The sequence below is a fragment of the Streptomyces cinereoruber genome (assembly GCF_009299385.1).
GTDB lineage: Bacteria > Actinomycetota > Actinomycetes > Streptomycetales > Streptomycetaceae > Streptomyces > Streptomyces bikiniensis.
In genome coordinates this window covers 5,875,884-5,889,305 of the sequence record NZ_CP023693.1, presented here as the reverse complement: position 1 = coordinate 5,889,305, position 13,422 = coordinate 5,875,884, and the positions used below count along the sequence as shown (strand labels likewise).

Here is a 13,422-nt window from a genome sequence, read left to right as displayed (position 1 = left end):
GCCGTTCTCCACTCCGTCGATCACCCTTTCGATCGACGCCTCCCCGGAACGATAGACGGCCGCGCGGAGACCGGAAAATCCGTACCCGTCGTACACATGTCCGACAGCGGCCTATACTGCACGGTCACAGGCGCCCGCGGCCCCTGTACGACCCGGGGGGAAACCGGATTCCCCGTCGCCCGACGCCGTCAGCAGATGCGAGGAATCACCGCACCATGAGCCAGGACACACCCACGCCCGACACCGGCGGCCGCCGTTCCGCCCGCGCCTCGCGGGCGCCCCGCAAGCGCCGCAGGACCGGCCGGATCGTCCTGCTGACGCTGCTCGTCCTGCTCCTGGCCGCGGGCGGCGGCGCGTACTGGATGTACAGCAGCATCGACGGCAACATCAAGGCCGTCGACATCGAGAAGGCGCTCGGCGACGACCGTCCGGAGAAGCTGCCCACCAGCGGCCAGAACCTGCTCGTCCTGGGCTCCGACTCGCGGGCGGGCGCCAACGGCGACCTGGCCGGCGGCAAGGTCGGCGGGGGCCGTTCGGACACCGCGCTCGTGGTGCACGTGCCCGAGGGGCGGACCGAGGCCGTCGCCGTGAGCATCCCGCGCGACACCCTGGTCACCCGGCCCGAGTGCGTCCGCGGCGACGGCTCGTCCGCGCCCTCCGCCCAGCGGGTCATGTTCAACTCCGTCTACGCCCAGTTCGGCCCGGCCTGCGTGGTCAAGACCGTGGAGTCGATGTCCGGGGTCCGGCTCGACCACTTCCTGGAGATCGACTTCGCCGGCTTCAAGGACCTGGTCGACACCATCGGCGGGGTCACGGTGGACGTGAAGGAGCCGATCGACGACAAGCAGAGCGGCCTCCACCTCGAAGCCGGCCCGCAGCGGCTCGACGGCACCCAGTCCCTCGCCTTCGTCCGCACCCGCCACGGCGTCGGCGACGGCAGCGACCTCGGCCGCATCAGCCTCCAGCAGCAGTTCCTGATCGCCCTCCTCTCCGAGATCAAGAAGCAGGACCTGCTCGGCAGCCCCGCCAAGAGCTACAAGATCGCCGACTCGGCGACCAAGGCGCTCACCACCGACTCCGCGCTGGCCTCCCTGACCGCGCTCAGCGAGTTCGGCCGCAGTCTGAACGGGGTCGACCCGCAGAACATGGAGACGATCATGCTGCCGGTCGCCTACGACAAGAAGGACCCGAACCGCGTCGTCCCCGCCGAGCCGAACGCCACCCAGCTGTGGAAGGCGATCCGCGAGGACGCCGAGATCCCCGCGTCCGCGAAGAAGTCCCCCGCCACGGGCGGCTGACCGCGCCCCGGCACAACGGTGCCCCGGGCCCTTCAAAAGGGCCCGGGGCACCGGCGCGTCCGGGGTCAGATCCGGTTCCACGCCCCCGGGAGGAGACCCGCCCCCTCCGCCCGGCCCGCCACTATCGGCTCGCCGCCCGGCGCGAGCGCCGCCGCGACGACGCCGCCGGAGGCGTCGACCGTCAGGACCGGGGGACCCTGGACGGCGGGGCCCGACGGGGCCCAGCGCAGCTCGGCCCCCTCCTCCCGCTCCGCCGGGTACGAGGCGAACTGCAGCCGCCCCGAGGAGTCGCGCTGGGCGAGCAGCGTGTGGTCGAGGCCGTCGGCGGAACAGCGGACGACGCTCAGCGGGCCCTCACCGACCGCCTCGCCGAGGGGCACGGGCGCCGACGCCCGCTCGGGCGACCAGGCGCACACCCGCCCCTCCTTGTCCAGGTAGAAGGCGGTGACGTGCCCGGAGGGACCCCGCACGGCCGCCATGGTCCCCATGGTGACCGGGGCCGGCAGCAGCTCCTCGCGGAGCGGCTTCGCCCCGGACTCGCGCTGCACGTAGCGGACGAGCCCCGCCGCGTGCGAGGAGTACAGCTCGACGAAGCCCGAGCCGTTGGTGACGGCCACCGGCAGGGGGTCGGTCTTGGAGCCGAGCAGGTCCCACCAGGGGTGCCAGCCGCCCGCGTCCTTCTGGGCCCGCACGCTGATGCCGCCGCCGCCGTTGCGGCAGAAGACGTACGCGCGCCCGATGCCGTCCACGGTCACGGAGGGGGTGCCGGTCCACTGGTGGGCGGCGCCGTTGGGGTGGGTGATCGAGCGCCACTCCAGGGCCGGGCGGCCCGTCTGGTACTGGGTGGTGTGCACCAGTTCGACGCGGTCCGGGTCGCCGCCCGCCACGGACCGGAGGGCGACGAGGTGGACGTATCCGTCGGCACCCTGGCCCGCCGAGAGGCCGGGCAGCAGCCCGCCGCTGCCGCCGCCGATCGGCACGGGCCCGCTCCAGCCCCCACCGGCGTTCTCCGTCCAGCGCACCACTCCGCCGTCCCGGGGCAGATAGAGGCTGAATCTGCCCTCCTTCCCGCGGGCCAGCCAGGAGCCCCGCAGGCGGGGGTCGGCGGAGGAGCCGTGGGGGTGGGCGGTGGGGGCCTCGGATCGATTCGCCATGAGGGGTGCAGCGCTCCGGTCATCGGGGTGCGGGTCGGATACGAGCCGACTGTAGCGGCCCCTTCGAACGCTTTTCCCCTCGCCCGCCGCCCCGCTTCCGGCGACCCCTCAGTACCGCGCTCCCTGCCCCTCCCGGCCCAACCGGCTGTGACTCCGCCCGTACAGGAAGTACACGACGATGCCGATCGCCATCCAGACCGCGAACCGGAACCAGGTCTCGCCCGGCAGGTTGAGCATCAGCCAGAACGAGGCCGCGATGGAGAGGATCGGCAGCACGGGCACCCAGGGGGTGCGGAAGGCGCGCGGCAGGTCGGGGCGGGTGCGGCGCAGGACCATGACGCCGATCGCGACGACCACGAAGGCGAAGAGGGTGCCGATGTTCACCAGGGTCGCCAGCTCGTTGATGCTGGTGAAACCGGCGACGATCGCGATGATCACGCCGAGCAGGATGGTCGGCCGGTACGGGGTCCGGAACCGGGGGTGGGTGACGGAGAAGAAGCGCGGCAGCAGGCCGTCGCGGCTCATCGCGAAGAAGACGCGGGTCTGGCCGAGGAGCAGGATCAGGCAGACGGTGGTGAGGCCGACGGCGGCGCCGAAGCTGATCACGCCCGCGTAGAAGGGATGGCCGGCGGCCTTGAAGGCGTCGGCGAGCGGGGCGCTCACGGACAGCTCCGTGTAGTGCTGCATGCCGGTGACGACGAGGGCCACGGCCACGTAGAGCACGGTGCAGATGAGGAGCGAGCCGAGGATGCCCCGGGGCATGTCCCGCTGCGGCAGCTTGGTCTCCTCGGCGGCGGTGGCCACCACGTCGAAGCCGATGAAGGCGAAGAAGACGACGGAGGCGGCGGTGAAGATGCCCATGACGCCGAAGTTCGTCGGCTCGTACCCGAAGAGGAGCTGGACCAGCGGGGAGTCCCAGTTGGAGCCGCCGCCCTCCGGGGTGACCGCCGGCGGGATGAAGGGCTTGTAGTTGTCGCCGACGATGAAGAAGAGGCCGGCGACGATCACGATCATCACCACGGTCACCTTGATCGCCACGACGAGCGCGGTGATCCGGGCGGAGAGCTTCATGCCCAGGACGAGGACGACGGTGAGGACCAGGACGAGGATGAACGCCAGGATGTCGAAGGTCCCGCCGGGTGCGTCCGGCCCCTCCAGGGCCGCGGGCAGGTGCCAGTCGGCGTTGTCCATGAGCGAGCGGACGTAGCCGGACCAGCCGACGGCCACCACCGCCGTCCCCAGGGCGAACTCCAGGACGAGGTCCCAGCCGATGATCCAGGCGGGCAGCTCGCCGATGGAGGCGTACGCGAAGGTGTACGCCGATCCCGCCACCGGCACCGTCGAGGCGAACTCGGCGTAGCAGAGGGCGGCGAGGGCGCAGACGATGCCGGCGGCGACGAAGGCGAGGGCCGTCGCCGGGCCCGCGTTCTCCTTGGCGACCTTGCCGGTGAGGACGAAGATGCCGGTGCCGATGATGACGCCGACGCCGAAGACCGTCAGGTCCCAGGCGGACAGGGACTTCTTGAGGGCGTGCTCCGGCTCCTCCGTGTCCCGGATCGACTGCTCGACCGTCTTGGTCCGGAACACACCGGAGTTCGCCCGTGGGTGTTGGTCCGTACTCACCGTGGTACCTCCGCGCTCCGCCCGACGTCGGTCTCGGTGCCTCCGCGGGTCGGAGGCTGTGATGACGTCTGCCCGGACAGAGCCAGAATGCACGCGAACGGGCCGGTCGGCACCCGGGAGGGTGAACCGACCGGCCCAATGGGTGGTGCGGGGGTGGTACGGAGGTGCCGCGGGGTCAGTCCCGGGCGGGCTCCGCGGTCTTGGCGCCGCTCTTCTCCGCACTGTCCTCGTACCGGCCGTCGAGGCGGGAGACGAGGCCGGTGACCTGTCGGGCGACGTCCGGGGCGGTCAGGCCGATCTCGGCGAGGACCTCGGCGCGGGAGGCGTGGTCGAGGAAGCGCGGCGGGATGCCGAAGTCGCGCAGCGGCACGTCCACGCCGGCGTCGCGGAGCGCCTGGGCGACGGCCGAGCCGACGCCGCCGACGCGGCTGTTGTCCTCGACGGTGACGACGACCCGGTGGTGCGCGGCGAGCGGGGCGAGGGCCTCGTCGACGGGCTTGACCCAGCGGGGGTCGACCACGGTGGTGGAGATGCCCTGCCGGTCGAGGAGGTCGGCGATCTCCAGGCACATCGGCGCCAGGGCCCCGACGGAGACCAGGAGGACGTCGGGCCGGTCCGTACCCGGCTCGCGGAGCACGTCCATGCCGCCGACGCGGCGCAGGGCGGGGACGGCGGGGCCGACCGCGCCCTTGGAGAAGCGGACCACGGTGGGGGCGTCGGTGACCTCGACGGCCTCGCGCAGCTGGGCGCGGACCTGGTCGGCGTCGCGCGGGGCGGCGAGCCGCAGGCCGGGCACGACCTGGAGGATCGACATGTCCCACATGCCGTTGTGGGAGGCGCCGTCGGTGCCGGTGACGCCGGCCCGGTCGAGGACGAAGGTGACGCCGCACTTGTGCAGGGCCACGTCCATCAGGACCTGGTCGAAGGCGCGGTTGAGGAAGGTGGCGTACACCGCGAAGACCGGGTGGAGGCCGCCGGTGGCCAGGCCGGCCGCGGAGACCGCGCCGTGCTGCTCGGCGATGCCGACGTCGAAGACGCGCTCGGGGAAGGCCTTGGCGAACTTGTCGAGGCCGACGGGCTGGAGCATGGCCGCGGTGATGGCGACGACGTCCGCGCGCTCCTTGCCGAGCGCGACCATCTCGTCGGCGAAGACGCCGGTCCAGTCGGCGCCGGAGGTGGCGATCGGCAGGCCGGTGTCGGGGTGGATCTTGCCGACGGCGTGGAAGCGGTCGGCCTCGTCCTGGAGGGCGGGCTGGTAGCCGCGGCCCTTCTCGGTGAGGCAGTGGACGATGACGGGGCCGCCGAAGCGCTTGGCGCGCGTCAGGGCGGACTCCAGGGCCTCGATGTCGTGGCCGTCGATGGGGCCGACGTACTTGAGGCCGAGGTCCTCGAACATGCCCTGGGGGGCGATGAAGTCCTTGAGGCCCTTCTTGGCGCCGTGCAGGGTCTCGTAGAGCGGCTTCCCGACGACCGGGGTGCGCTCCAGGATGTCCTTGCCGCGGGCGAGGAAGCGCTCGTAGCCGTCGGTGGTGCGCAGGGTGGCCAGGTGGTTGGCGAGGCCGCCGATGGTGGGCGCGTAGGAGCGCTCGTTGTCGTTGACGACGATGACGAGGGGGCGGTCCTTGGCGGCGGCGATGTTGTTCAGCGCCTCCCAGGCCATGCCGCCGGTGAGGGCGCCGTCGCCGATGACGGCCACGACGTGGTCGTCCTTCTTCAGGACCTCGTTGGCCTTGGCCAGGCCGTCGGCCCAGCCGAGGACCGTGGAGGCGTGCGAGTTCTCGATGACGTCGTGCTCGGACTCGGCCTGCGAGGGGTAGCCGGAGAGGCCGCCCTTCATCTTGAGCTTCGAGAAGTCCTGACGGCCGGTGAGCAGCTTGTGGACGTAGCTCTGGTGGCCGGTGTCCCAGAGGACCTTGTCCTTCGGGGAGTCGAAGACGCGGTGCAGGGCGATGGTCAGCTCGACCACGCCCAGGTTGGGTCCCAGGTGCCCGCCGGTCTTGGAGACGGCGTCCACGAGGAACGTCCGGATCTCGTCGGCCAGCTGGTCCAGCTGTTCCGGGGAGAGCCGGTCCAGGTCTCGCGGTCCCCTGATACGGGTCAGCAGAGCCACCCGTTCCTCCTTGCGTTTGAGCTGGTCGAGCTTGCCGATTTGTCGAGTCTAATGTTCCGTCCCGGATCGTGGGCAGCGGGCCGGGGGGTGAGGCGTCACCCCGACGGCTTACCGTCCGATGATCTGTACGGCCCCGTACGGCCGGAAGCGCTGCTCCGGACACGGGCGGGTGCACTGCTCCGGACGCACCGGTGCCCGGCGCCGGTTTCACGGCGCCGGGCAGGTGTGGCGAGCGTTACGCGTGCGCGTGGCGCGGCCTTCCGGGCGCCCCGCCGCTTTTCCGGTCTCTGGGCGCGTCCGGCCGCTTTCCGGAGCTAGGCGCGTCCGGCCGTCTTCTGGGTCTTGCGGGAGACGGAGTCGATGATCACGGCGATGAGCAGGACCGCTCCGGTGATCATGTACTGGATGGCGTTGGAGGACAGGTTCATCTGGTTGAGGCCCTGGACGATCGACTGGATGACCAGGATGCCCAGGAGCGCCGACCAGACCTTGCCGCGTCCGCCGAACAGGGACGTGCCGCCGATGACCGCCGCGGCGATGCACATCATCAGCTGGTTGCCGCCGCCGAGGGAGCGGTCGGCGCCGCCGGTCGCGGAGGCGAGGAACAGGCCGCCGATGGCGCCCATGGTGCCGGAGACCATGAAGACCGAGATCCGGATCCAGGAGACGTTGATGCCGGCGCGGCGGGCGGCCTCGATGCCGCCGCCGACCGCGAAGACCTGGCGGCCGTAGGTGGTGCGGCGCAGGACGAAGTCGGCGACGAGCAGGATCACCAGGAAGATCACCAGGGAGAGCGGCAGGCCCTGCTCCTGGTTGAAGCCGTACGCGGCGACGAGGACCAGGACCGCGAGGATCGCGGTGCGCAGGATGATCTCGCTCTGCGGGCGGTGCGGCAGGCCGGCGGCCTTGCGGCGGCGCGCGTCGCGGAACTGGGCCAGGTAGAAGGCGGCGATCACGACGGCGGCGAGGCCGTAGGCGGCGGCGACGTCGGAGAAGTAGTACTTCGTGAGGTCGTTGACGAAGCTGCCGATGGGGGTGGAGATGGTGGAGCGCTCGCCCATCACCCAGGTCTGCAGGCCGGCCCAGCCGAGGAAGCCGGCGAGGGTGACGACGAAGGCGGGCACGCCGATCTTGGCGAACACGATGCCGTGGAAGGCGCCGATCAGGGTGCCGGACAGGATGCCGAGGAGGATGGCGAGGCCGTCGGGCATGTCGGTGCCGAGGACGCCCCAGACGGAGCCGGCGAGACCGGCCACGGAGCCGACGGCGAGGTCGATCTCGCCGAGCAGCAGGACGAAGACGATGCCGACGGCCATGATGCCGGGGCCGACCGCGTACAGCGTGATCTGGTCGAGGTTGTACGAGGTGATGAAGTTGCCGGTGAGGGCCTGGAAGACGACGCCGATGACGATGAGGCCGACGACGACGGGCAGCGAGCCGATCTCGCCGGAGCGGATCTTGCGCTTGAACTCCTCGGCGTAGCCCTTGAAGCCCTGCTCGCGGACGAGGAGGCGGGGGTCGACGGCGGGGATCGCGGCGGCGGCCGGGGTCTCGGTGACCGGCGCGTCGGGGGTGCGGGGGTCGGGCACCGCGGCCGGGTCGTTCGCGGTGGGAGGGGTCGTGCTCACTTCGCTACCTCCGCGTTGCGGGCCTGGCGGCGGGTCACGGCGTTGTCCGTGGCACCGGTGATCGCGGCGATGATCTCTTCGTGCGTGGTGGTGGCGACCGGGAAGGTGCCGTTGTTGCGGCCCAGGCGGAGGACGGCCACGGTGTCCGCGACGGCCTTCACGTCGGCCATGTTGTGGCTGATGAGGATGACGCCGAGGCCCTGCTCGCGCAGCCGCTCGACCAGGTCGAGGACCTGGGCGGTCTGCTCGACGCCGAGGGCGGCGGTCGGCTCGTCGAGGATCACGATCTTCGGGTCGCCGACCAGGGCGCGGGCGATGGCCACGACCTGCCGCTGGCCGCCGGAGAGGGCGGCGACGGGGATGCGGACGCTGGGGATGCGGATGGAGAGGGTGGAGAGCAGGTCCTTCGCGCGCTTCTCCATGGCGACCTCGTCGAGGACGCCGCCCTTCTTGATCTCGCGGCCCAGGAACAGGTTGGCGACGACGTCGAGGTTGTCGCAGAGCGCGAGGTCCTGGTAGACGGTCGCGACGCCGAGGCTCTGGGAGTCCTGCGGGCGGGAGATCTCGACCCGCCTGCCCTCCCACTCGATGACGCCCTCGTCGATCGGGTGCACGCCGGCGATCGTCTTGACCAGCGTGGACTTTCCCGCTCCGTTGTCGCCGACGAGCGCGACGACCTCACCTGCGTGGACTTCGAGATCGACACCGGAGAGGACCTGGACCGCTCCGAATCGCTTGAAGATCCCGCGCAACGCCAGCACGGGCGTCTGGGACACGTGAACCAACTCCTTCGCCGCCCGCGGACGGCGGCACGTCGCGCCGCAGGTGCAGCGCCAGCAAAGTTCTGGGGGGTGGGCTTCGTCCGGTCCCCGGGCCGACAGCGGGGTCTGGGTCGGCCGGGGACCGGACGGGCTTGGGGGAACGGACCGGGCCCGTCGCCGGTCGCCGTACGGGGTGTTCACCCTCTGTACGCGGGCGGCCGCGCGTCCGGCGCCGTCTCGGTCGGGAGACGGCCGGGGGCCGGGCGCGGGCCGGGCCCTCGCGGGCCCGGCGGGGTCGAGCGGGGACTGTTACTTGATGCCCAGCTCGGTGCACTTGGCGGCGAGGTCCGCGGTGCAGAGGTCGGCGGCCTTGTAGATGCCGTCCTTGACGACCGTGTCCTGGATGTTCTTGCTGTCGACCACGACCGGCGGGAAGAGCGTGGACGGCACGCCGTCGGTCTCGCCCTCGGCGCCGATGGCCTTGCCCTGGAGCAGGTTCACGGCGAACTTGGCGGCCTCGGGGGCCAGCTGGAGCGGCGACTTGTAGATCGTGAAGGTCTGGGTGCCGGCGATGATGCGCTGGACGCCCGCGATCTCGGCGTCCTGGCCGCCGACCGGGATGCCCTTGATGCCGGCGTTCTCCAGGGAGGTGACGATGCCGCCCGCCATGCCGTCGTTGGCGGAGTAGACGGCGCCGATCTTGTCCTTGCCGACGGAGGAGATCGCGGCGGACATCTTCTCGCCGGCGATCTTCGGGTCCCACTCGCCGGAGGCCTCGTAGGCGATCTTGCCGACCTTGCCGTCGAGGGCGGTGTGGGCGCCCTTCTTGAACAGGGCGGCGTTCGGGTCCTTCTCGTCGCCGTTGATCATCACGACGTTGGCGGTGGCGGCCTTGTCGCCGAGCGCGGCGAGGAGGGCCTGGCCCTGGAGCTCGCCGACCTTGTTGTTGTCGTGGCTGACGTAGGCGTCGGCGCCCTTGACGGCGCGGTCGTACGCGACGACCTTGACGCCCTTGACCTTGGCGTCCTTGACCCAGCTCTCGGCCTTGGTGGCGTCGACCGGGTCGAGGGCGATGACCTTGATGCCGTCGGCGATGAACTGGTCGAACTGCTGCTTCTGCTTGACGACGTCGGAGACCGCGTTGTTGTACACGACCTCGCAGCCGCCGCAGGCGGCCTTGACGGCCTTCTCGAACTGGGGCTTGTCCAGGGCCTCGTAGCGCGAGGTCTTGTTCTCGGGAAGGAGCAGGCCGATCTTGGTCGAGCTGCCCGAGCCGGCGTTGTCGTCCTTCTTGTCGCCGCCGGCCTGGCCACAGGCGGCGAGCGAGAGGGCCATCGACACCGCGGCCGTGGCTATGGCGGCGCGACGCGTCACTGCGTTCATTTGGGGTTGCCTCCCTGACGAGGCCGCGACGTTGCGGCCGAGGTGGCACGAAGTCAACTCGGCCGCAACGTTGACGTCAAGAAGTAAATTCTTAACGAGATGACAACGGTGGTGTTCGTTATCTAAGTGAAGGCAAGCCGGGAGGCCGGGGCGGCGGTGGGCAACGCGCTCTCCAACAGGGTCGAATCACCCATTTCGCTCAGGACGAGGGCGAGCGCGCCCAGCACCTCGGCACGCCCGCCGAGGGCCCCCTGGGCCAGCGAGAGCTGCCGGGCGGCGCTGGGGATCGCGTACCGCGAGACGGAGTCCCTGATGGGCGCCAGGACCAGCTCCCCGGCCTCCGCGAGGTCGCCGCCGAGCACCACCCGGCTGGGGTTCAGGAGGTTGCAGAGGTTGGCGATGCCGCTGCCGATGTGCCGTCCGACGTCCGCGATCACCCGGCGGCAGCCGGGGTCGCCCTCCCGGGCCAGCTGGACGACCCGCTCCATGGTCAGGTCGGGCCCGTGGCTCGGCTGGAGCAGCGGCAGGACGTAGCGGGCGGCCGTGAAGGTCTCCAGGCAGCCCCGGTTGCCGCAGCGGCAGACCGGACCGGACTCGTCCAGGGTGATGTGCCCGATCTCCCCCGCGGTGCCGCCGGGGCCCCGGTAGACCCGTCCGTCTATGACCAGACCGGCGCCGACGCCGCTGGCCACCTTGATGTACGCCAGGTCCTTGACGCCCCGGCCTCCGCCCCAGACCAGCTCGCCGAGCGCGCCGAGGTTGGCGTCGTTGTCGACGTGCACGGGGACCCCGAGGCGGCCCGAGAGCTCCTCGGCGGGGTTGATGCCGCTCCACCCCGGCAGGATCGACGTCGAGCCGAGGGTGCCGGAGGAGACGTCGATCGGGCCCGGTACGCCGAGGCCGACCCCGATCACCTTGTCGGCGCCGATCCCGGTGGTCAGGATCAGCCGCTTGACCAGCTGTTCCGCCCGGTCGAAGCCCTCGGCGGCGGAGGCGTCGACGTCGAGCGGCTCGGCCTCCTCGGCGAGCACCTGGTGGGCGAGGTTGCCGACGGCGACCCGGAGGTGGGTGTGGCCGAAGTCGACCCCGATCACGATGCCGGCGTCCCCGGAGAGCGAGACGCTGCGGGCCCGGCGCCCCCCGGCGGAGGTGGGCGTGACCTCGACGGTGCCGCCGTCCTTCAGCTCCCGCACGATGTTGGAGACCGTGGCGGCGGAGAGGCCCGTCGCCCGGGCGATCTCCGCCTGGGTGAGCGAGCCGGCCATGCGCACCGCCCGGACGACCCGTTCGAGGTTGGCCCTGTGCAGAGAAGTCTGCGAACCCGGAGTCTCCATCGACTCACTCACTCCCACCGTTTTCTCCAACATGTGAACTCTAAGGGGACGCTTTCGGCTTGCTCCCCGTCAAGACCTTGAGTGTCCGAGGTGAGGGTCACACGGCGTTCGCACGGGGTTTCCCGGGCGTCTCCCCCGGCTCCGTACGACCGGGAGGGGCCCGGTCCGGCCCCGTACGACCGGAAGGGCCCCCGGTGCGCGGTGCGCCGGGGGCCCTTCCGGGAGCGGTGGCGGGGCCGGTGCGGCCCCGGGGGTCACTTCACGGCGCCGGCGGTCAGACCGGCCACCACCTGCCGCTGGAAGATGATGTACGCGGCGAGGACCGGGAGCATGGCCATGACCAGGCCGGCGAAGAGTCCGGACCAGTCGCCCTTGTAGCCCTGGCTCACCGCGAGCTGGACGAGGCCCTGCGAGAGCACCTTCCGCTCCGGCTCGGTGTTGAGCACGGTCGGCAGCAGGTACTGGTTCCACTGCCCGAGGAAGTTGAAGATGCCGACGCTGATGAGGCCCGGCTTGGCCATCGGCAGCATCACCTGGAAGAAGGTCCGGGTGTGCGAGGCGCCGTCCACGAAGGCCGCCTCCGCCACCGAGGTCGGCAGGGTGCGGAAGAAGGCCGTGAGGAAGAAGACCGTGAACGGCAGCGAGTACGCGATGTAGACGAGGATCAGGCCGTGCAGCGTGTTGAGCAGGGCCATGTTCTGCATCACGTAGAACAGCGGCACGAGCGCCAGGATGATCGGGAAGCTCATCCCTCCGATGAAGAGGAAGTAGATGAAGCGGTTGCCCGGGAAGTCGAAGCGGGCCAGGACGTAGGCCGCCATCGAGCCGAAGAGGAGCGTGCCGATCAGCGAGCCGCCGACCACCAGGAGGGTGTTCAGGAAGTAGTCGCTCATGTGCGCCTCGGTCCAGGCGCGCGACCAGTTCTCGAAGTGCAGCTTGTCGGGCAGCGACCACGGGGAGGTGAAGATCGCCCGGTCGGTCTTGAAGGAGGTCATGACCGCCCAGAGCAGCGGCATGACGACCATGATCGCCCAGAGGATCAGGATGCCGTGGGAGAAGACGTTGAGGGTGGCGCCCTCGCGCTTCGGCTCCTTGCGGGGCGCGGGGGCCTTCGCCTTGGTGATCGCGGGGCCGGGGCCGGCCGGGGAGCCGGGGTTCTCCACTCCGGTGGGGGTCGTGTCGGTCGTCTTCATCAGAACTCCAGCCGCTCGCGCCGGCCCAGCTTCATCACGACGGCCGCGAAGGCCAGCGTCACGAGGAGCAGGGCGACACCGATGGTTGTCGCGTAGGCGGCCTGACCGTCCCGGAACGCCTTCTGGTACACGTACAGCGGAAGGACGATGGTGGAGTAGTCGGGCCCGCCGCCGCTGGGACCGACGGTCATGATCTGGACGACGGCGAAGGACTCGGCCCCGAGGGCGAGGATGCCCATGTAGATCCATCCGGACTGCACGGTGTCCCAGAGCAGCGGCAGGGTGATCCGGAAGAAGGTGGTGAAGCGGTTCGCGCCGTCGAGCAGGGCCGCCTCGTAGAAGTCCCTCGGAATGGACGCCATGCCGGCCGAGAAGAGGACGACGAAGAATCCGACGGTGGACCAGACGAGGACGACCATCACGCAGATGAGGGCGAGGTCCGGGTCTCCGAGCCAGTCCGGCTGGACGCTGTCGAGTCCGACGCCCTTCAGTACGGAATTGATGGCTCCGCTGTTCGGGTTGTACGCGAACTGGAAGAGCAGCGCGACGATCGCGATCGACAGCACCTGCGGGAAGAAATACACGATCTTGTAGAAGGACGATCCGCGCACGCCCGCGATGGCCGCGCCCTTGCGGCGCCGACCGCCGACATTGAGCATGAAGGCGAAGAAGAGCGCGAGGCCGACGGTCACCAGCGGCAGCACCACCGCGAAGGTCAGGCTGTGCTGGAGCGATTTCCAGAAGATCTCGTCGTCCAGCATCCTGCTGTAGTTGCCGAATCCGATCATTCCGAATTCGGGGCTCAGTCCGGTCCAGTCCGTGAAGGAGTAGTAGATGGACTGGATGAACGGCCAGATGACGAAGAGCGCGTAGAGCGCGAGGGGGGCCGCCAGGAACCCCACGATGAAACGGTACTTGCCGTGTTGCATTTCCTACCG

Annotated in this window: 10 protein-coding genes; 1 reads left to right on the top strand and 9 read right to left on the bottom strand. The window is 70.6% G+C overall.

The genetic code is table 11. The annotated features are described in order from the left end of the window. Positions 1-215 precede the first annotated feature (215 nt). Positions 216-1,298: an LCP family protein gene (locus CP977_RS26555; protein ID WP_062751720.1), complete on the top strand. Its 1,083-nt coding sequence runs from the start codon at positions 216-218 to the stop codon at positions 1,296-1,298. 65 nt (positions 1,299-1,363) lie between these two features. Here CP977_RS26555 and CP977_RS26550 read toward each other — a convergent pair whose 3' ends face one another. The 9 genes from CP977_RS26550 to CP977_RS26510 form a co-directional block, all read right to left on the bottom strand. Next, the gene (locus tag CP977_RS26550; protein ID WP_152370928.1) at positions 1,364-2,452 is read right to left on the bottom strand and encodes a PLL family lectin; all 1,089 of its coding nucleotides are present in this window, start codon (positions 2,450-2,452) and stop codon (positions 1,364-1,366) included. 108 nt (positions 2,453-2,560) lie between these two features. Beyond that, positions 2,561-4,075, bottom strand: coding sequence for an amino acid permease (locus CP977_RS26545; protein WP_079130982.1), 1,515 nt, complete (start codon positions 4,073-4,075; stop codon positions 2,561-2,563). Between the two features lie 175 nt (positions 4,076-4,250). Beyond that, positions 4,251-6,185: a 1-deoxy-D-xylulose-5-phosphate synthase gene (gene dxs, locus CP977_RS26540; RefSeq protein ID WP_152370927.1), complete on the bottom strand. Its 1,935-nt coding sequence runs from the start codon at positions 6,183-6,185 to the stop codon at positions 4,251-4,253. A gap of 314 nt (positions 6,186-6,499) precedes the next feature. Next, the gene (locus CP977_RS26535) at positions 6,500-7,813 is read right to left on the bottom strand and encodes a sugar ABC transporter permease (RefSeq protein WP_183953357.1); all 1,314 of its coding nucleotides are present in this window, start codon (positions 7,811-7,813) and stop codon (positions 6,500-6,502) included. After that, a complete protein-coding gene (locus CP977_RS26530) occupies positions 7,810-8,589 on the bottom strand; it encodes an ATP-binding cassette domain-containing protein (RefSeq protein ID WP_062751724.1) in 780 nt (259 codons plus the stop codon). The genes CP977_RS26535 and CP977_RS26530 overlap by 4 nt, the downstream gene beginning before the upstream one ends. A 294-nt stretch (positions 8,590-8,883) precedes the next feature. Beyond that, positions 8,884-9,957, bottom strand: coding sequence for a sugar ABC transporter substrate-binding protein (locus CP977_RS26525; RefSeq protein WP_152370926.1), 1,074 nt, complete (start codon positions 9,955-9,957; stop codon positions 8,884-8,886). 122 nt (positions 9,958-10,079) lie between these two features. After that, positions 10,080-11,291, bottom strand: a complete 1,212-nt coding sequence (locus CP977_RS26520; RefSeq protein WP_062751726.1) for an ROK family transcriptional regulator — start codon at positions 11,289-11,291, stop codon at positions 10,080-10,082. Between the two features lie 254 nt (positions 11,292-11,545). Further along, positions 11,546-12,484, bottom strand: a complete 939-nt coding sequence (locus CP977_RS26515; RefSeq protein WP_109184244.1) for a carbohydrate ABC transporter permease — start codon at positions 12,482-12,484, stop codon at positions 11,546-11,548. Beyond that, positions 12,484-13,413 (bottom strand): carbohydrate ABC transporter permease, encoded by a 930-nt coding sequence (locus CP977_RS26510; RefSeq protein ID WP_062751728.1) that lies wholly within the window; start codon positions 13,411-13,413, stop codon positions 12,484-12,486. Before CP977_RS26510 ends, CP977_RS26515 begins: the two co-directional genes overlap by 1 nt. Positions 13,414-13,422 lie beyond the last annotated feature (9 nt).

Bases quoted from the DNA above. Each gene is read 5' to 3' on its own strand.
- CP977_RS26555 (WP_062751720.1), top strand. From the start codon at position 216: ATGAGCCAGGACACACCCACGCCCGACACCGGCGGCCGCCGTTCCGCC.
- CP977_RS26550 (WP_152370928.1), bottom strand. From the start codon at position 2,452: ATGGCGAATCGATCCGAGGCCCCCACCGCCCACCCCCACGGCTCCTCC.
- CP977_RS26525 (WP_152370926.1), bottom strand. From the start codon at position 9,957: ATGAACGCAGTGACGCGTCGCGCCGCCATAGCCACGGCCGCGGTGTCG.
- CP977_RS26520 (WP_062751726.1), bottom strand. From the start codon at position 11,291: ATGGAGACTCCGGGTTCGCAGACTTCTCTGCACAGGGCCAACCTCGAA.
- CP977_RS26515 (WP_109184244.1), bottom strand. From the start codon at position 12,484: ATGAAGACGACCGACACGACCCCCACCGGAGTGGAGAACCCCGGCTCC.
- CP977_RS26510 (WP_062751728.1), bottom strand. From the start codon at position 13,413: ATGCAACACGGCAAGTACCGTTTCATCGTGGGGTTCCTGGCGGCCCCC.